Genomic DNA, 19,516 nt, shown 5'->3' on the forward strand with positions numbered 1-19,516 from the left:
CTCCTTTAGCACTATTAAACCTTGAGTGCTAACATCCTAAAATATATCAATCTAAACGCTTTGTGTCAAGTGATTACACATAAAAAAGAAAGTTCATAATGAACTTTCTTTTTATTTAAAATATTCTTCTGTATCTTTTTGATCTTGATGAAGTTGATCGATTAACTCATCCATACTATTGAATTTCACTTCTCCACGCAAATATTTTAACCATTCAATTCTAATAGGTTCGTCATATATATCATCATGGAAATTTAAAATATTTGATTCAATTGTTAATCCTGTCTCTTCTTCAAAAGTAACATTGTAACCAACTGAAGTCATTGCTTCATACCATTTTCCTTTTATAAAAACACGTGTCACATAAACACCGACACCAGGAATCAGCTGATCCGTTGTTGGTTTAATATTAGCTGTGGGAAAGCCCATTTCACGACCTCTTTTTAATCCGTGAACTACAATCCCTTGATTCTGATAGGCGTAACCCAATAAATCATTGGCCTCAGTTACTTTATTATTTTTAAGTAATTCCCTAATTTCACTAGAACCAATTTTTCTATCTTTCTTATCAAGTCTAGGAACACTTATTACTTCAAAGTTACCTTTAGAATATTTAGGTAATAAATTCATATTAGCTATATCTTTTTTACCATATGTATAATCAAACCCAGCAACTACGAATTTTGCATTCATATCAATCATATATTGATTTACAAAGTCCTGAGGACTCAGACGAGCTAGTTCGTCACTAAATTCTAAAAAGTAAACGTCATCTACTCCTAATTCTTTAATTAGTTCTGATTTTCGGCGCATAGTAGATAAATAAGTATAGTTTTTTTCATTTTGATAAACTACTCTTGGCGATCTATCAAACGTGATCAAGACTGATTCCAAGTTGTTTTTTTGTGCTAATTCAACACCCTTTTGGATTACTTCTTGATGACCCTTATGAATTCCATCAAAAAATCCCATAATCAAAACAGTATCTTTTTGTGGTCTTTCATTCTTTTTAATTGGATAACTTACATAGTATATTTTCATATTTTTACTCTTAATTATTTTGAAGTAGCATAGTAGATGCTACCCAAAGATTTTTACTGTGATCATACTTATATATTGCTTTTATTTTATCTTCAAAATAGAGTGCTACCTCGGAGTTTTTATCACTATTTAGTTGCAAACCTACACCATTACCCACAAGATTCCATTCATCATCGTTTAATGTATACTTTGGTAGATATGAAAGAACACTTTCTATTGAAGTTAAAAATTCATAATTTTCATTTTTTACCATCTCTTCTATTTCACTTAAATGATAAGTATTTTCTATCAAAATACCTGCACTTTCAACTCGTGTTAGTTGTGACATAAATGCTGGATATCCCAGTTTTTCACCAACTTGAACTGCTAGTGTTCTAACGTAAGTTCCCTTAGAACAACGAACTCTAAAAGGTACTGTTTGTTCATTTGTGTCTTCATTTAATTCTATTTCACCATTTAATTCAAATTTATAAATATTTATTCTTCTGACAGGGCGCTCGACCGTTTCCCCAGCTCTAGCATATTCATATAATTTTTTACCATTTACTTTAACTGCAGAAAACATAGGAGGTATTTGTTCTATTTCTCCTTCCATAGAACTAAGGGTTTCTCTAATATTATCAATAGAAATTTCATTTAAAACTGGTTTGGAATCTACTGTTTCACCTTCTCTATCTTCAGTAGTTGTAGATCGACCAATAGTAATTTCTCCACAGTATTCTTTAGGTGAGCTAGTCAAACGCTCAACCAATTTTGTAGACTGACCAACACATATAGGTAATACACCATCAACTAGTGGATCCAAAGTCCCAGTGTGTCCTATTTTTTTTGTTTGCAAAATCTTACGTAATTTATATACATAATCTGAACTAGTTTTACCTAGATCTTTATTTAAAGGAACAATTCCATTCATTCTTGAATCTCCTGTTCTAAAGCTATACAGAGATTAATTATATCAAATTTTAGACAAAAAAAGAGCTAAGTCAGATATTAAAATATCTGACTTAGCTCTTTTTGATTTTATTTATTTGCTTCATCTTGATGAAGTTTTGCTATAAGTTGATCAATTTTTTCACCATATCTAACAGATTCATCTTGTTTGAATTTTAGATCTGGAATTTTATAAAGAGTTAATCTTGAACCTAGTTCTTTTTTTATTATACCTTTAGATTTATCGAGACCAGTTTGTGTTTTTTCAGCATCACTAGCCTTGTTAGATAAAATACTATAATAAATAGTAGCTGTTTGTAAGTCACCTGTCATTTCAACACCAGTAACTGTAACACCTTGAACACGTGGATCTCTGACTCTCTTCAATAAAATATCATTAACTTCTTTTTGAATTTCTTGTTCAACTCTACCAATTCTGTGTTTCATATATAATTATCTCCTATTTTACAGGAACTTCTTCCATTACATATGCTTCAATTTGATCAGCAATCTTGATGTCATTGTAGTTTTCAATTGTTACACCACATTCGAAACCTGCCTTGACTTCTTTAACATCATCTTTGAATCTCTTAAGTGATGCTAGCTTACCTTCATAGATAACAACTCCATCACGAACAAGGCGAACGCCACTTTCACGATTTATGTATCCATTGTCAACAATACAACCGGCAATTGTACCAATCTTAGAAACATTGTAAGTTTCACGAACAGTAAGGTTACCTGTGATTTTTTCTTCATAAACTGGTTCTAGCATACCCTTCATGGCAGCTTCAATTTCATCAATTGCTTGATAAATAACTCTATGTAGACGAATATCTACGTTATCTTCTGTTGCTTGAAGTTTAGCTTGTGCTGTTGGGCGAACATTAAATCCAATAACAATAGCATTACTTGCTGCAGCAAGGTTGATATCACTTTCAGTAATAGCACCAACTGCTTGATGGATAATATTTACTCTAACGCCTTCAACATCAATCTTCTTAAGACTTCCTGCAATAGCTTCAGCAGATCCTTGAACGTCGGCCTTAATAATAACGTCAACTTTCTTAAGATCTCCTTCTTGCATTGTTTCGAATAGATTATCTAGAGTAACTGGATTTGTTTTTTGACGTTCAACTTGAAGAGCACGGTTAGCACGTTCTTCACCAGCTGCACGAGCTGTCTTCTCATCTTCAAAGACAACAAACTTATCTGCTGATTCTGGAACATCATTTAATCCTGTAATTTCAATTGGTTGAGAAGGTAATGCTTCAGTTATTTCTTTACCTTGATAGTCAGTCATTGTTCTAACACGACCAAAGGTATTACCAACAACAATTGGATCTCCTACATGAAGAGTACCTTGTTGAACTAGTAGTGATGCAACTGGTCCACGCCCCTTATCAAGTTTAGCTTCGATAACAGTACCAACAGCTTTTTGATCAGGATCTGCTTTCAATTCAAGTACATCTGCTTGTAGAAGAATCATTTCTAGCAATTGATCGATATTAATATCTTGTTTTGCAGAAATTTGAACAAAGATTGTATCTCCACCGTATTCTTCAGGAATCAATTCATATTCCATAAGTTGGTCAATTACATGTTGTGGATTTGCACCTGGTTTATCAATTTTATTAACAGCCACGATGATTGGATCACCAGCTGCCTTAGCATGGTTGATAGCTTCAATTGTTTGAGGCATAACACCATCGTCAGCAGCAACAACAAGTACAACAATATCAGTAACATCAGCACCACGAGCACGCATATTAGTAAATGCAGCATGTCCAGGAGTATCAAGGAATGTAATTAATCTATCAGACAATCTAACTTGATAAGCACCAATATGTTGAGTAATTCCACCAGCTTCAGAATCTGTAATGTGAGAATTTCTCAAATTATCTAGCAAGGTTGTCTTACCATGATCAACGTGTCCCATAATTGTAACAACAGGAGGACGAGGAACCGTATTCTCTGAATTCTTGATTTCTTCTTCATAGAATTGATCGATATCAGCAATATCTTCTTGAACTTTTTCTTCTGATTGAATTCCGTAATCTTCAGCTATAAGTTCAATTGTATCTTTGTCTAGTGATTGATTTTGATTGATCATCATTCCTAGCATGAACACTTTTTTAACAATTTCAGCTGGTTCACGATGAAGAATTTTACCTAAATCTTGAGCATTCATACCAACTGTATAAACAAGTGTTTCTGGTAATGGACGTTCTTTTCTTTGTGGCATAACTTTTTTAGGTTCATTGTTACGCTGTTGTTGTTGCTTCTTGCGATTCTTCTTTTTCTTACGAGATCCATAAGGATTTCCAAGATTTTGCTTATTATCAAAGTTACGATTTACAGGTTTCTTACCGCGTGTATTTTCAGCAGGACCATTTGAAGGAGCAGCTGAAAATGCTTCTTTTGGTATTTCAACATTTGGCTTATTAGCAGCTGAATTTTGCACTGGTTTTTGATTATTATTAGTAACAGGTTTCTTGTCTCTATTTACATTATTAGCTGGTCTATTGTTACTTCCAGCATTGTTTGTAGGACGTGAAGTATTATTATTACGTCGTGATTGATTGTTGTTAGTACTTCTTTCTGGTGTTCTAGAAGCACTTTGCATATCAGTCTTAAATTGATCTAGATACTTAGCACCTGCTCCTCCTTGACGAGGTCTTGGCGCTTGTTGTTGACTAGAAATATTGTTATTACGACGATTATTGTTGTTATTATTAGGGCGACCTGAATTGTTATTGTTATTAGGTCGTCGATTATTAGGTCTTTGACCGTTAGAGTTATTTCTAGAATTATTATTATTAAATTTATTAGTTTTGTTCTTGTTTGGATCACGACGAACAGCACTAATTTTAATTTTTGTCTTTTCAGATGATTTGTTGCTATCTGAAGAAGCTGGTTTGGCAGCTGTAGATTTTTCATCTGATTTAACTGCTTTTTTAGCTTTTTCAGGTGCAGCAGAATTATTTCCACCCTTTAAAGTAGAAATAATTTTCTTTTCAGCATCTTCATCGACAGAAGACATGTGATTTTTCACATCAATGTTTAGTTTTGCGGCAGCATCTAGTACAGCTTGATTTTCAACACTATTTTCTTTTGCAATAGTATAAATTCTCTTTTTAGCCATCCTATCACTCTCCTTATTTTTCAGTTATTTCAACTAATCTCTTAGCAAATCCGGCATCAGTAATACCTATTACTTTGCGCTTACGACCAATTGATTTTATTATCTCTTCGCTACTAAATTGGTCAACTACGGGAACTTTGTAAAAAGTTGCTTTATTGTTAACTTCTTTTTTTGTTCTATCACTACAATCACTACCCATAATGATTAGCTTAACACTATGATTTCTCACACCGTCTATTGTAATTTCAGTTCCACCAATTATTTTTCTTGCTCTATTGGCAATTCCAAGTAAATTTAAAAATTCATTTTTCAATGTTTTTTACCTAAATCTCCAAATAATTCCTTACGTGCTTGTTGATGTTCCACAAAATCATGAAGTTGATCATAGAAGTTTTCAGGTATAGAAACAGAAAAAGTTTTTTCCAAAGTTTTCTTTTTCTTTGCCTTTATGACAGCTTCTGGATCTAATCCAACATATGCACCTCGACCAGATTTTTTTCCGGTTGGATCAATAGATATATTACCCTCTTTATCTTTCACAATACGAACCATTTCTCGTTTGGGAAACATTTCATTGGTTAAAATATCTTTTCTCATAGGAATCTTTTTAGTACCCAAAGCTATCACCTCCTTAAAATTTATTAGATATCTTCAATGTCTACATCTTGATCATTTTCATCAACGAATTCAACTTGAGATTCTGGCTTGATATCAATCTTATAACCAGTCAGCTTGGCAGCTAATCTAGCATTTTGACCTTTTTTACCAATGGCAAGAGACAGATGATAGTCAGGAACAATAACTAAACACTTCTTACTATCTTCTTCTTCAAATTGAACTGCAATTACTTCTGCAGGATTCAATGCATTAGCAATGAAATCTACCGGATCATCAACATATGGTACAACATCAATATTCTCACCGTTCAATTCATCTACAACTGCTTGAACACGTGATCCCTTAGGACCAACACATGTACCAACTGGATCAAGATCAGGATTTGTTGATTTAACAGCAATTTTTGTTCTATCTCCTGCTTCTCTAGCAATAGATACAATCTCTACAGTTCCATCATAAATTTCTGGAACTTCTTGTTCGAATAATCTCTTAACCAAACCTGGATCAGTTCTTGAAACAAAGACTTGAGGACCTTTTGTAGCATTTTCAACTTTTGTCACATATACCCTAATTCGATCACGAGGATTATATATTTCACCAGGCATTTGGTCTTGTTTAGCCATAACCGCTTCAATACGTCCATATGTAATATAAACAAAGCGACTATCGATTCTTTCTACAGTTCCTTGAATAATTTCATGCTCATATTGACTGTATTCATTGTAAATTATGTCTCTCTCTGCTTCACGAACTCTTTGCATTATAACTTGTTTAGCAGTTTGAGCAGCAATTCTACCGAAATCTTTAGGTGTTACTTCAAATTGCATATGATCACCAAGTTCGTAACCTTTGCTCTTCTCAAGTGCTTCTTCAAGACTTACTTCAAGTCTATCATCAACTACTTCTTCAACAACTTCTTTAACGGCATATACATGAATGTTACCTTTTTTAGCATCAAATTCTACTTCAACGTTTTGAGCTTGATTGTAATTTCTCTTATAAGCTGCAACAAGTGCTGCCTCAAGTGACTCAATCACATACTCTTTTTTGATACCTTTTTCTTTTTCAAGCGCATCAAGCGCATCAACCATTTCTTTACTCATAAATTCTCTCCTTAGAATTCAATAGCCATTCGAATTTTGGCGATCTTATCTCTAGATATTTCAACTTTTTTCTTTAAGTTTTTTACTTTAATTTCAAGAGTAATCTGATCATCAGTTAATTCTAGTAATGTACCCTCGTAAGACTTCTCCCCATCAAGCTTTTGATATAGAGAAACATTAATATATTCACCAATACTATCTTGTAATGATTCATCGTTCTTCAAAGGACGTTCTGCACCTGGTGAAGAAACTTCCAAATAGTAAGCTGGTGAGATAGGATCAAGTTCGTCCAATTTTTCACCGTATTCTTCACTTATCAATGCACAATCTTCAATGTTGATTCCACCTGGTTTATCTGCATAAACTCTCAAGTACCAATCACCACGTTCATGTACAAATTCTAGATCTACCAAGAAAAAATCATGTTCATCTAGAATGGGTTGCAAAATAGCTTTTAGTTCTTCGATTTTTGTATCCAAAAATTAACCTCCATAAAATATTGGCAAAAAAATGAGTGAGCATTTCTGCTCACTCAATACACAAATATTAACTTCATATAGAATACCATAAACTAGCGCCATATACAAATTTTGCTAATTAGAATAAAGAAAGTTGATTCTCATCTGGCATACCATCTAAAACTCCATTATCAGTCATATATTCAATAATTGTTTTAGACACTTTACCACGTGTTGATAAATCTTCTTTTGATAAGAATGGTTTTTCTTCGCGTGCTGCAACTATTTGCTTAGCAACGTTATCTCCTAGTCCAGGAATAGCATTGAACGGAGCTAGTAATGTGTTTTCATCGACAATCTTAAAATCAAAAGCATCTGATTTTTCAATATCAACCATTTTAATTGTAAATCCACGTTCCAAACACTCATTAGCTATTTCTAAAACTGTAAGTAGATTTTTCTCTTTCGTTGAAGCTTCCATACCCTTATCGTTGATAACTTGCATAGAATTTTTAACTGATAACTTACCTTTAGACATGGCAACCAAATCAAAGTCGTCTGCACGTACCGAGAAGTAGGCACTGTAATATTGAACTGGGTAATGAACCTTAAAGTATGCAATACGTAATGCCATAAGAATATAGGCAGTTGCATGTGCCTTAGGAAACATATATTTAATCTTTAAACATGATTCAATATACCAATCTGGAACATCAGCTTCTTTCATTTTTTGTTTCCACTCGTCTTTAATTCCTTTACCCTTACGTACACTTTCCATTATTAAGAATGACGTTTGGTCGTCCATTCCGTAGTGAATTAGATCGACCATGATATTATCACGACATCCAATAACTTCCTTCAAAGTAACAATACCCTGATCAATCAAGTCCTCGGCATTTTGCAACCATACATCGGTTCCATGTGATAATCCTGATATCTGTAGTAACTCTGAAAATGTTGTTGGATGTGTTTTCTCCAACATACCTCGAACAAATCGAGTACCAAATTCAGGTACACCTAGAGTACCTGTTTTTGAATAAATTTGCTCTGGAGTAACTCCTAATGAGTCGGTACCTGAGAATAGTTTCATAACTTCTGCATCATCAACAGGTATTGTTAATGGATCTATTCCTGTTAAATCTTGAAGAGTACGAATCATGGTAGGATCATCATGACCCAGGATATCAAGTTTTAAAATATTGTCATGAATTGAATGGAAATCAAAGTGAGTTGTCTTCCAAGCGGAAGTCTGATCATCTGCTGGATATTGAATGGGTGTGAAATCATAAATATCCATATAATCAGGAACTACCAAAATACCGGCAGGATGTTGTCCTGTAGTTCTCTTAACTCCTGTAGATCCCAAAGCCAAGCGTTCTTCTTCTACATTTTTGAATTGCTGATCTGTTAATTCTTCATAGTTCTTAACATAACCAAAGGCAGTTCTATCAGCAATTGTTCCAATTGTTCCCGCACGAAATACATTATTTTCACCAAATAACACTTTTGTATAATTGTGAGCAACTGGTTGGTAATCACCTGAGAAATTCAAATCAATATCAGGAACCTTATCACCTTTAAATCCTAAGAAAGTTTCAAAAGGAATGTCTTGTCCATCTTTTAGTAGATCTATATCACAGTTAGGACATTTTTTATCTGGAAGATCATATCCTGAACCTACTTCACCTTTTGTAAAGAACTCTGAATATTTACATTCACCACATCGATAATGAGGTGGTAAAGGATTAACTTCCGTAATTCCCGTCATTGTAGCGACAAAACTTGATCCGACAGATCCACGGGAACCAACCAAATATCCATCTTTATTGGATTTAGAAACTAAGCGTTGTGAAATTAGATAAATAACTGAAAAACCATTACCAATGATACTTTTCAATTCTTTATCCATTCTCTCCTGCACAATTTCAGGTAGATCTTCACCATACAATCCATGTGCCTTGTCCATTGTTCTATTGCGTATTTCGTCTTCAGCACCATCAATTTTAGGAGTATACAATTTATCCTTAACAGGAGAAATATCATTATCTATCATATCCAAAACTTTTTGAGGATTATCAACAACTATTTCTTGTACAGTATTTTCATCTAAGAAATTAAATTCATCAAACATTTCATTAGTTGTTCTAAAGTGCACGTCTGGTAATTCTCTTCTAGCAAGAGGATTGCTCTTGACTGCTTTGATAACAATTTCTCGATATATTTTTTCTTCAGCGTCTAGATAATGAACGTCTCCTGAAGCGACTACAGGCTTATTTATTTCATTACCTAGTTTAATAATGTTTGAAATTATTTCTTCCAAGGATGTTTCATCTTGAATAATTTCACGATCTATTAAATTCTGATAAATAGGTTTTGGCATTACTTCTAGGTAGTCATAGAATTGTGCTAACTCTTTTGTCTCATCGTAACCTTTTTGCATCATACTTGTGAATACTTCACCATCTTGGCATGCAGATCCTACCAATATACCTTCTCGGTACTTGTTCAGTATTCTACGAGGAACTCTAGCTGTTCGGTAATAATATTCAGTCATTGAACTAGAAACTAATTTGAATAGGTTTTTAAGCCCTGTTTGTGTCTGAGCTAATAAAATTGCATGATTTGGACGTGCTTGTTTATAAGAATCTGCTCCACCAACATTATCATTTAACTGATTAATATTCTTCGTTCCGTAAGCGTCCAACATCTCTGAGAACATCTTATACATAATATAACCTGTAGATTCAGCATCATGATTAGCTCTATGATGATGTTCCAGTGATACATTATATCTTTTAGCTAAAGAATCTAATTTATGATTACGGTGTTCTGGATGAAGATTTCTAGACATTTCTAGTGTATCTATAACTGGCATAGAAAGTCTTTCTCTACCCATTCGCACTAAGGCTGCATTCAAAAATCCCATGTCAAAAGTAACGTTGTGCCCTGCAAGTGCATCATTACCTACAAAATCCATAAATTTCGAAATTATTGTTTGTTCATCAGGTGCATTTTGAACCATAGCATCTGTAATACTTGTTAGATTAGTTGTTATATCAGATAAGGGATGTCCAGGGTTAATAAATTCATCAAATGAATCAATAACCTCCCCATCCTTCATTTTTGTTGCTCCCAACTCAATAATTGTGTCATAAACTGCAGATAAACCTGTAGTCTCCACATCAAAAATTACATATTCAGCTGGTAAAATCTCTTCGTCTCGAAGATTATATGCAATTGGATTTCCTTCATCTACTAAGTCGACCTCTACACCATAAGCTACTTTTACTCCAAATTTTTTTCCTGCACTGTATGCATCTGGAAAAGCTTGAAGAGTATGATGATCAGTTATGGCAATACCTGGTTGTCCCCAGTCACTTGCACGTTTAACAATGTCAGTAACGCTTGAGATAGCATCCATTTGACTCATATTAGTGTGAGTATGTAGCTCAATTCGTTTATTATCTTCTTCTGCTGTGTCCTGTCTATCATCATGCTTAATAACTTCGATATCATTTGCCATGATTACAAGTTCTCTAGAAAAGTTATCTTCTTGAACATTTCCGCGTGCTTTTATCCATGATCCCTTTCCTAGAGATTCAAAGAAAGCCTCATCACCTGAATCGTTAGAGAATTTTTTGATACTAAAAGATGATGTATAGTCAGTCACCTTTAAAAGTAATAGCTCACGACCGGATTTAAGTTTACGCACATCTTTATCAAATACGTAACCTTCTACAATTTTGTTACGATCTTCTTCTATTATGTCGGCCATATTGGTAATTTCTTGTTTGTCAGCAATTTTCTTACCAACTCTTGAGACGGATTTAGAAGAGACAGCTTTCTTTTCATTATTAGATGCAGATACTTTTTCTTGAAATTCTTTTGTTTTTTGTTCATTTAGACTCTTAATTTCTTCAAGAGATGCTTGAGACTTTTCTTCATCAACATTCAGTCTAATTTTAAAGTTTGGAAATCCTAGATTGATATATTCTTGTTCAATCTTTGTAGTTAAATCTCCATTCATTATGTCTTTTACAAAACCATTTGTAACTTCAAGAAATACCTGATCATTTTCTAGTTTAGGAGGATTTTTACTTAATAATTGCGGAACAATTGGTGAATTTAGGTCAGCATGTTTAAGAACATATTGCCAATAATCTAACAAATCATTTTTATTCAATTGTGAATTAACTGTTGATATTTCAAAATCTACTTCTGCAATATCTCTGAATGATTCATTTAGTGCTTCAGTAAATATTTGAAATTCATTAAAAGGAATAACACTATTAAATTCAAAATAAAATGTCCATCTTCTAGAGTTTCTGTGAACTTCAAGTTTTTCTATTTTAGCATTATCAAAAGAACCGCTACCATTTAGCTGGTTTTCCATTTTGATTTGTTTTAGTAAAACGTTAAATGATTGATTTTTGTCCATTTAAATAACCTTCGTAATCATTACGTAAAAAAAGCCTAAGACAATCTAATTGTTCTTAAGCAAAATTTTTACTGAATTAACTAATTCATCTTTATTAATTTCAATTGTTTCACCAGTGTTTCTAATTTTCAATTCAACAATACCTTGATCAGCTTTTTTACCAACTGTAATTCTTATTGGTAATCCCATCAAGTCTGAATCTGCAAATTTAACTCCTGGTCTTTCTTTACGATCATCAAGTAATACATCAAAACCTTCATCTTGAAGATTACTTACTATCTCATCGCTTAAGTCACCTTGAATTTTATCATCATATTTTATTGGAACAACATGAACTTGGTATGGAGCGAGAGAATGAGGCCAAACAATACCCTTTTCATCGTTATGTTGTTCAATAATCGCAGAAAGAAGTCTTGATATACCTATTCCATATGAGCCCATGATAAGAGGATTATTCTTACCATTTTCATCCAAGAAGTTAGCTCCAAGTGCCTCAGAATATCTTGTACCTAATTTAAAGATATGTCCAATTTCAATACCACGGGTGAATTTTAGAGAGCCATGTCCATCTGGTGAACCTTCTCCTTCTTTCACAACACGGAAATCATGAAATTCAGGTGTTTCTTCTGATATATCTTCAAAGTTGGCATTGATATAGTGAATATTCTCTTTATTTGGTCCCAATACAAAGTTTGTTAAACCAGCAACAGAACTATCATAGAGAACTTCCACGTCTTCTTTAATATTCTTAGGTCCAATAAATCCTGGTACACTTTCAAACATTTCTTTTACTTGTTCTGGTGTTGCTTCTTCCATAAAGTCAGCAGCCAAGTAGTTCTGTACTTTTACATCATTTACGTCAAAGTCTCCCCTGATCATAACTAAAACTGGTTTTTCGTCAACAACATATGCAACAGCCTTCATTATCTTACTTGCATCAATGTCTAATAAATCAGAAAGTTCAGTAATAGTGTGTACATCTGGTGTTGAAACTTCTTTAATGGATAATTTATCTTCAGATACGTTGTCATCAATTTTACTTACTGCCATTTCAATGTTAGCAGAATAATCACTTTCATCTGAATAAACAATAGTATCTTCACCGATTGCAGCCGTAGCAGAAAACTCTTTAGAAGTTTTTCCACCCATAGCTCCAGCATCACCAATAATTACTCGATAATCTAATCCACAAGCATCATAAATATTGCGGTAGGCTTGTTCCATTTGATTGAATATTACATCTAACTGATCAGTATTAGCTGTAAATGAATAAACGTCTTGCATAATAAATTCACGTCCACGAAGTAGTCCATAACGAGGACGATCTTCATCACGAAACTTAGTCTGCATTTGATAAAGAACTAATGGTAATTTTTTATAACTGTTTAAACTTTCTTTTACAATATTTGTAAAGACTTCTTCATGTGTAGGACCTAATATAAAATCTCTTCCATGACGATCTTTTAATTTAAATAGATTTTCACCATATGTTTCGTATCGTCCACTTTCTCGCCATAGGTCAGCAGGAAGTAACGATGGCATCTGCATTTCAGCAGCATCTATTTTTGCCATTTCTTTACGAATAATATTTTCTATTTTTTGAATAACTGTCCAGGCAAGAGGAAGGTAACTATATGCCCCTGCTGATACTTGTCGAACATATCCAGCTCTAAGCATCAACTGGTGGCTAATCGCCTCTGCATCAGATGGTGTTTCCTTTAATGTCGGAATAAGCAGTTTTGATTGTTTCAAGTTTTCTTCCCCCTATTTAATAAAGAACCTTTGAATATCATTCCATGTAACTGAAACCATTAGAATAACAAGAATAGCTACACCAACAAGTGTTATAACATTTTCGTATTCTTCTGGAATTGGTTTACGTCTGATAGCTTCAATGATGTTTAGCAAAATTTTACCACCATCTAAAGCTGGTATAGGAATCAAGTTAACAATCCCTAAATTGATTGAAAGCATAGCCATAAATGATATCACATAAAGTAATCCATTTGATGAAGCTTGTGCTGTCATTGAATAGATACCTACTGGACCTGACAATTGGTTAAGATTAAATCCACCAGTTACCATGACCTTTAGTGCATGGAATATTTGACTTGTAACTTCCCAACTGTGAGTGAAACCGTAAGTTATTTTAGCACCAAATCCAGATTCAGTACTTCCACCAATTCCAATCATTCCATATTTATCACCATTATAAGAAACAGACTTAGGAACTAAATTGATATTTTTGGTTTTATTTCCTGATTTAACCTGAACAGTTATCTTCTTACCAGGATTATCTTGAATATTATTCTGAACATCTGTCCACTTATTAGTTGTCTTACCATTAACTTTTATAATTTTATCATTCTTTTTAATTCCAGCCTTTTGAGCCACAGAATCCTTTTGTACCATACCTATTTGATTATTTGATGATGGTACACTACCTGACATAAATGCAAATAGCACAAATAAAAGAATCGCTAAAATAAAATTACCTAGTGGTCCTGCAAAGTTTGTAATCATTCTTTGCCAAACAGAAGCAGATTGGAGTTGTACATCTCGAGGTGCTATTTGAACTTCTGTTCCATCTTGTTCAATAATCGTTGCATCGTGATCTACAGTATAACTCTTTGTCTCTGATTCATCACCATTTTCAAAGCCTTCAATTACTAAATCATCGACTAAATCAGATTTAGAAACTTGAACTGGTATAGCATTAGCTTCTTGAATTTTACTAGAAATAATTATTTTAGTAACTTTTTCATCATCATTTAAAACTAAAGAAATCATTGTTCCTGGTTTAATTTCAGAATCGTCTTCTTGAGATCCAGCCATTCTGACATATCCACCCAATGGCAATAGTCTTAAAGTATATGTAGTGCTATTTCTGCGATAAGCAACAAGTTTAGGACCCATTCCCACAGAAAATTCTCTGACTAAAATTCCAGATTTCTTGGCTGCATAGTAATGTCCAAACTCATGAACAATAACTAAAATACCAAATACAATTATAAAAGTAATTATTGCGGTCATATAAACCTCCGAATGGATTAAACTAATCCAAATAAATGTAATAACGGTAGAACAATAAGCATACTATCAAATCTATCTAAAATTCCACCATGTCCTGGAAGAATGTTTCCTGAATCTTTAACTTTGTAGTATCTCTTATACGCTGATTCAATCAAATCACCCATTTGTCCCATAACTGAAAGGAATAAGGCAATTAGCAGCATTGTTACCATTGAATAATGTTGTGGAACAAAATACATATAAATTCCCGAAAGGACTAATGCACATATGATACCGGCAATTGTTCCTTCCCAAGTTTTATTTGGGCTAATTGTTGGCCATAGTTTATGTTTTCCAATTTTTCTACCGAAAACATATGCAAAAATATCAGTTGACCAAATTACAATAAATGCATACATCAACAATGCAAAACCATCATTAGTATTTCTAACTGCTGCTAGATAGTGAAATCCCATTCCAATATATAACATTGAAATTACTGAAACAGCGGCATCTTCAAAAGTATATTTATTCTTTGAAAGAACTGTCCAGATTAACAATAGAATAGCAAAAATATAGAATACATCAATTCTTGAGAATTTATCAGGTAACCAAATCTTATAAAATCCTACAGGTAAAGCTAGAGAAATGGTTCCCAAGACACTTATAACAAAATCCATTGAAACAATGATTCTCTTACGCATGATGTATATTTCAAAAATACCCACAACAGCAAGTGCTGCAGCTGTAACTTCTAGCCAAATTCCTCCAGCAAGCAATATTGGAATAAAAATGGCTAATGCAATCACAGCAGTAATAACACGTTGTCTCATAATAATATGTCCCCTTATTTTACAGATCCAAATCGTCTGTCTCTCTCGTTAAATATTTTTATATCTTCAACCAAGTTTTCAGACGTAAAATCGGGCCAGTAAGTCTCATCAAAAATCATTTCAGTATATGCCATTTGCCATAACATAAAGTTAGATATACGTTCTTCACCACTAGTTCTAATCAGAAGATCAGGATCAGCGTAATTACCTAAGACACTAGTCAATAGATTATCATTGATAAGATCCTCATTGATATCATCAATTTCTATTGATCCTTCTTTTACTTTTTGAGCAATTAGCTTTGTAGTATTAACAATTTCAGCTCTACTTCCATAATTAAACGCAAAGTTAAGTATCATTCCGGTGTTTTCTTTTGTATCTTCAACGGCTTTTAAAACAGTTTTCTTAGTTTTATTAGGTAATTCATCAACAAAACCAGTGACTTCAACTTTGATATTTTCCTTAATTAAATCAGGCATAAAAACATCAAAGAAATCAATTGGCAATTTCATTAAAAAACTAACTTCAGCACTAGGTCTTGTCCAATTTTCAGTAGAAAAAGCATAAAGACTTAAAACTTTCACGCCAAGATTACTTGCAGCTGTTGCAATTCTTTTAACGTTATTCATTCCTTCTTTATGCCCTGAAATTCTAGGTTTACCTACTCTTTGAGCCCAACGTCCATTACCGTCCATTATGATAGCAATATGGTTGGGAATATTCAGTTCAGAATCACTATTTTTTAACATAAATTAATTACCAGATTTAACCCTCTGTAATTTCTTTTTCCTTGTTTGCAGCTAATTCGTCAATCTTAGAAACAGCATCATCTGTAACTTTTTGAATTTGTTTTTCTAAATCATGCAAATCATCTTCTGTGATTTCACTGTTTTTTTGTTGTTTTTTAACATCATCCATTGCATCACGTCTAATATTTCTAACAGCGATACGAGCTTTTTCGGCTTCTTTTCCTACTTGCTTAGCAATTTCTTTTCTTCGTTCTCCAGTTAGTTGAGGAATAACTAGTCTTATTACATTTCCATCATTGGCTGGATTTAAACCTAAGTCAGCATTGTTTATAGCATACTCTATATCATCAAGTGCTGTTTTATCAAAAGGAGTTATTAATAAAACACGAGCTTCTGGAATATTTATCGAAGCAACTTGATTCAAAGGTACCTCAGATCCATAGTACATAACCTTAACATTATTCAAAATAGATGCGTTGGCTTTACCAGCTCTAATATTACCTAGTTCTTGTTGCAGAACACTGATAGATTTATTCATATTTTCTCTTGATTTAGATACTGCATTATTATCAGCCATAATTAGTTATTACCGTCCTTAATAATTGTTCCAATATTCTCACCAAGAACAACTTTTTTAATATTTTCAGGTTCATTTAGATTGAAAACAACTAGAGGTATATGATTATCCATTGATAATGAAGAAGCAGTAGAATCCATAACTCCAAGATTTTTATTGATTAAGTCTAATTGTGATAACTCATCAAATTTCACAGCATTTGGATCTTTGTTAGGATCTGCTGAATAAACACCATCAACATTATTCTTAGCCATCAATATTACATCTGCTTCTATTTCAGCAGCACGTAGAACTGAAGTTGTATCTGTTGAGAAGTAAGGATTACCTGTTCCACCAGCAAAAATAACAACTCTACCTTTTTCTAAGTGTCTGATTGCTCTTCTTCTAATATATGGTTCAGCTACTTGACGCATTTCAATGGATGTTTGAACACGTGAAGGGACTCCTACTTGTTCTAACCCATCTTGTAAAGCAAGACCATTCATAACTGTTGCCATCATACCCATGTAATCAGCTTGAGCTCTATCCATGCCCATTTCAGCACCTGTTTCACCGCGCCAAATATTTCCGCCACCACAAACAATAGCGACTTGAACTCCAAGATCATTGACACTCTTAATTTGTTCAGCAATTGACTTAATTACAGGTGGATTAATTCCAAAACCCTTTTCTCCGGCAAGTGCTTCACCGGAAATTTTTAAAATTACTCTTTTGTATTTGATTTCAGGCATAAATAAACTCCTTTTTGAAATTTTACTAATAAATATTTTAACATATTAACTAGTTCCGGTCTTCATAATGGTTGATTTTTCGGAAAAAAGTATAAAAAAAAAGCCTTATTGGCTTTTTATTTTACTTGATTCATAACTTCTTCAGCAAAGTTGTTTTCGGCTTTTTCAATACCTTCACCAACTTCAAATCTTGTGTAAGAAATAAGTTTACCATTTTTTGAATCAACGTATTGTTTAACTGTCATATCTGAATCTTTAACAAATTCTTGATCTGCTAAACTGATTTCTGATAGATATTTGTTAATACGTCCTTCAACAATCTTAGGTACGATATTTTCTGGCTTACCTTCTTCAAGAGTTTCCTTTGTGATAACTTCTTTTTCATGAGCAAGAACATCAGCAGGAACATCTTCACGAGTCATGTAAAGTGGATTAACAGCAGCAACGTGCATAGCAACGTCTTTAGCTGTTGTTTCATCAGCACCTTCAATAACAGTAAGTGCAGCAATTAGACCACCATTATGTAAGTATGAACCAAATGATTGTGAATCTGTTTTTTCAACCACTTCAAAACGTCTTAGAGTGATTTTTTCTCCGATAACAGCTGTTAGATTAGTAATAGCTTCATCAATTGTTTCACCATCAATCTTAAGTGCTAATGCTTCGTCCATTGTCTTAGGAGCTTCTTTAACAATTGCATTACCAATGTTATTTACAAGAGCTTGGAATTTATCATTTGAAGAAACAAAGTCTGTTTCTGAGTTAACTTCGATGATTGATGCTCTGTTTCCATCAATTTGAATATGTGCAAGACCTTCAGCAGCAATACGATCATTCTTCTTGGCAGCCTTAGCAATACCCTTTTCACGTAGTTCGTCGATAGCTTTTTGCATATCTCCATCAGCTGATACAAGGGCCTTTTTAGCGTCCATCATACCAACACTTGTTTTATCACGTAATTCTTTTACTTGAGCAGCAGTAATATTAGCCATTCTTTAATATCCTCCATTCTTTAAAAAGAAAGCCATCTTTATCAGACGGCTATTTAAAATACTATTTTATTATATATTAAATTATTCTTCAGTTGAAGCAGCAGTTTCTGTTGATTCTTCGGCAGCTTCTGTCATTTCAGCAGCTACACTTTCTTCACCTTGTTTACCTTCAATGATAGCATCTGCCATTCTTGAAACGATTAGCTTAACAGCACGGATAGCATCATCGTTAGATGGAATGATAACATCGATGTTATCAGGATCAGTATTTGTATCAACCATAGCTACGATAGGAATGTTAAGTTTTTTAGCTTCGTTAACTGCAATTGTTTCTTTATGTGGGTCAACGATAAACATAACATCTGGAATTCTTGGCATATCTTCGATACCACCAAGGAATTTTTCAAGCTTAGCTTGTTGTTTTGTAAGAAGTGCAACTTCTTTCTTAGGTAGACGTTCAAATGTACCATCTTCAGCCATAGCTTTGATTTCTTTTAATCTCTTGATACGTTTTTGAATAGTGTTCCAGTTTGTTAGTGTTCCACCTAACCAACGGTGGTTTACATAATATTGACCTGAACGTTGTGCTTCTTCAGCAATAGCATCTTGAGCTTGCTTCTTTGTACCAACGAATAGGAAAATTCCGTCATCACCGGCAACAGCCTTCATATAGTTGTATGCATCGTCAATCATGCGAACTGTTTTTTGTAGATCGATGATGTAGATACCATTTCTTTGTGTAAAGATGAATGGAGCCATCTTAGGGTTCCAACGTCTTGTTTGGTGTCCAAAGTGAACACCTGCTTCTAGTAGTTGTTTCATTGAAATAACTGACATAAAAATTTCCTCCTGGTTTTTTCCTCCACTCAAATCACTTTTAGATAAAACA

Annotated in this window: 16 protein-coding genes and 1 pseudogene; all 17 read right to left on the reverse strand. The window is 33.5% G+C overall.

Translation table 11 applies throughout. The annotated features are described in order from the left end of the window. Positions 1-111: 111 nt before the first annotated feature. Positions 112-1,041 carry a riboflavin biosynthesis protein RibF gene (gene ribF, locus EKN01_RS03830; RefSeq protein ID WP_129045056.1) on the reverse strand — a complete coding sequence of 310 codons (930 nt, stop codon included), beginning with the start codon at positions 1,039-1,041 and terminating at the stop codon, positions 112-114. A gap of 10 nt (positions 1,042-1,051) precedes the next feature. Beyond that, positions 1,052-1,954 (reverse strand): tRNA pseudouridine(55) synthase TruB, encoded by a 903-nt coding sequence (gene truB / locus EKN01_RS03835; RefSeq protein WP_129045057.1) that lies wholly within the window; start codon positions 1,952-1,954, stop codon positions 1,052-1,054. Between the two features lie 107 nt (positions 1,955-2,061). Beyond that, complete coding sequence (rbfA, locus tag EKN01_RS03840; protein WP_099974858.1) at positions 2,062-2,418, reverse strand: 30S ribosome-binding factor RbfA; 357 nt, start codon at positions 2,416-2,418, stop codon at positions 2,062-2,064. A gap of 13 nt (positions 2,419-2,431) precedes the next feature. Continuing rightward, positions 2,432-5,116 (reverse strand): translation initiation factor IF-2, encoded by a 2,685-nt coding sequence (gene infB / locus EKN01_RS03845; protein WP_129045058.1) that lies wholly within the window; start codon positions 5,114-5,116, stop codon positions 2,432-2,434. A gap of 13 nt (positions 5,117-5,129) precedes the next feature. Next, a complete protein-coding gene (locus EKN01_RS03850; RefSeq protein WP_099974860.1) occupies positions 5,130-5,429 on the reverse strand; it encodes a L7Ae/L30e/S12e/Gadd45 family ribosomal protein in 300 nt (99 codons plus the stop codon). Further along, positions 5,426-5,713: an RNase P modulator RnpM gene (rnpM, locus tag EKN01_RS03855; RefSeq protein ID WP_206731622.1), complete on the reverse strand. Its 288-nt coding sequence runs from the start codon at positions 5,711-5,713 to the stop codon at positions 5,426-5,428. Before rnpM ends, EKN01_RS03850 begins: the two co-directional genes overlap by 4 nt. A gap of 71 nt (positions 5,714-5,784) precedes the next feature. After that, positions 5,785-6,837 (reverse strand): annotated as a pseudogene (nusA, locus tag EKN01_RS03860) (transcription termination factor NusA); the annotation flags it as partial. Between the two features lie 11 nt (positions 6,838-6,848). Continuing rightward, entirely contained in the window at positions 6,849-7,316 is a 468-nt protein-coding gene (gene rimP / locus EKN01_RS03865) for a ribosome maturation factor RimP (protein ID WP_129045060.1), read from the reverse strand. 118 nt (positions 7,317-7,434) lie between these two features. Beyond that, positions 7,435-11,733, reverse strand: coding sequence for a PolC-type DNA polymerase III (locus tag EKN01_RS03870; protein ID WP_129045061.1), 4,299 nt, complete (start codon positions 11,731-11,733; stop codon positions 7,435-7,437). A gap of 45 nt (positions 11,734-11,778) precedes the next feature. After that, on the reverse strand, positions 11,779-13,485 hold the full coding sequence (locus EKN01_RS03875) for a proline--tRNA ligase (protein ID WP_129045062.1): 1,707 nt from the start codon (positions 13,483-13,485) through the stop codon (positions 11,779-11,781). A gap of 12 nt (positions 13,486-13,497) precedes the next feature. Beyond that, positions 13,498-14,766, reverse strand: coding sequence for an RIP metalloprotease RseP (gene rseP, locus EKN01_RS03880; RefSeq protein WP_129045063.1), 1,269 nt, complete (start codon positions 14,764-14,766; stop codon positions 13,498-13,500). A gap of 17 nt (positions 14,767-14,783) precedes the next feature. After that, positions 14,784-15,578, reverse strand: coding sequence for a phosphatidate cytidylyltransferase (locus EKN01_RS03885; protein WP_129045064.1), 795 nt, complete (start codon positions 15,576-15,578; stop codon positions 14,784-14,786). A gap of 14 nt (positions 15,579-15,592) precedes the next feature. Continuing rightward, a complete protein-coding gene (uppS, locus tag EKN01_RS03890; protein WP_129045065.1) occupies positions 15,593-16,327 on the reverse strand; it encodes an undecaprenyl pyrophosphate synthase in 735 nt (244 codons plus the stop codon). A 16-nt stretch (positions 16,328-16,343) separates the two neighbouring features. Further along, entirely contained in the window at positions 16,344-16,904 is a 561-nt protein-coding gene (frr, locus tag EKN01_RS03895; protein WP_099974868.1) for a ribosome recycling factor, read from the reverse strand. Positions 16,905-16,906: 2 nt separating this feature from the next. After that, positions 16,907-17,635, reverse strand: coding sequence for a UMP kinase (pyrH, locus tag EKN01_RS03900; protein WP_099974869.1), 729 nt, complete (start codon positions 17,633-17,635; stop codon positions 16,907-16,909). Between the two features lie 116 nt (positions 17,636-17,751). Then, positions 17,752-18,627, reverse strand: a complete 876-nt coding sequence (tsf, locus tag EKN01_RS03905) for a translation elongation factor Ts (RefSeq protein WP_099974870.1) — start codon at positions 18,625-18,627, stop codon at positions 17,752-17,754. An 81-nt stretch (positions 18,628-18,708) separates the two neighbouring features. Continuing rightward, positions 18,709-19,464: a 30S ribosomal protein S2 gene (rpsB, locus tag EKN01_RS03910; protein WP_129045066.1), complete on the reverse strand. Its 756-nt coding sequence runs from the start codon at positions 19,462-19,464 to the stop codon at positions 18,709-18,711. Between the last annotated feature and the right edge of the window lie 52 nt (positions 19,465-19,516).

The sequence above is a fragment of the Companilactobacillus metriopterae genome, assembly GCF_004117915.1.
GTDB classification, from domain to species: domain Bacteria; phylum Bacillota; class Bacilli; order Lactobacillales; family Lactobacillaceae; genus Companilactobacillus; species Companilactobacillus metriopterae.

Coding starts and splice junctions, on each gene's coding strand:
- frr (WP_099974868.1), bottom strand. CDS start 16,904: ATGGCTGATAATAATGCAGTATCTAAATCAAGAGAAAATATGAATAAA.
- truB (WP_129045057.1), bottom strand. CDS start 1,954: ATGAATGGAATTGTTCCTTTAAATAAAGATCTAGGTAAAACTAGTTCA.
- EKN01_RS03885 (WP_129045064.1), bottom strand. CDS start 15,578: ATGAGACAACGTGTTATTACTGCTGTGATTGCATTAGCCATTTTTATT.
- rpsB (WP_129045066.1), bottom strand. CDS start 19,464: ATGTCAGTTATTTCAATGAAACAACTACTAGAAGCAGGTGTTCACTTT.
- rseP (WP_129045063.1), bottom strand. CDS start 14,766: ATGACCGCAATAATTACTTTTATAATTGTATTTGGTATTTTAGTTATT.
- pyrH (WP_099974869.1), bottom strand. CDS start 17,635: ATGCCTGAAATCAAATACAAAAGAGTAATTTTAAAAATTTCCGGTGAA.
- infB (WP_129045058.1), bottom strand. CDS start 5,116: ATGGCTAAAAAGAGAATTTATACTATTGCAAAAGAAAATAGTGTTGAA.
- ribF (WP_129045056.1), bottom strand. CDS start 1,041: ATGAAAATATACTATGTAAGTTATCCAATTAAAAAGAATGAAAGACCA.
- rbfA (WP_099974858.1), bottom strand. CDS start 2,418: ATGAAACACAGAATTGGTAGAGTTGAACAAGAAATTCAAAAAGAAGTT.
- rnpM (WP_206731622.1), bottom strand. CDS start 5,713: ATGAGAAAAGATATTTTAACCAATGAAATGTTTCCCAAACGAGAAATG.
- uppS (WP_129045065.1), bottom strand. CDS start 16,327: ATGTTAAAAAATAGTGATTCTGAACTGAATATTCCCAACCATATTGCT.
- EKN01_RS03870 (WP_129045061.1), bottom strand. CDS start 11,733: ATGGACAAAAATCAATCATTTAACGTTTTACTAAAACAAATCAAAATG.
- tsf (WP_099974870.1), bottom strand. CDS start 18,627: ATGGCTAATATTACTGCTGCTCAAGTAAAAGAATTACGTGATAAAACA.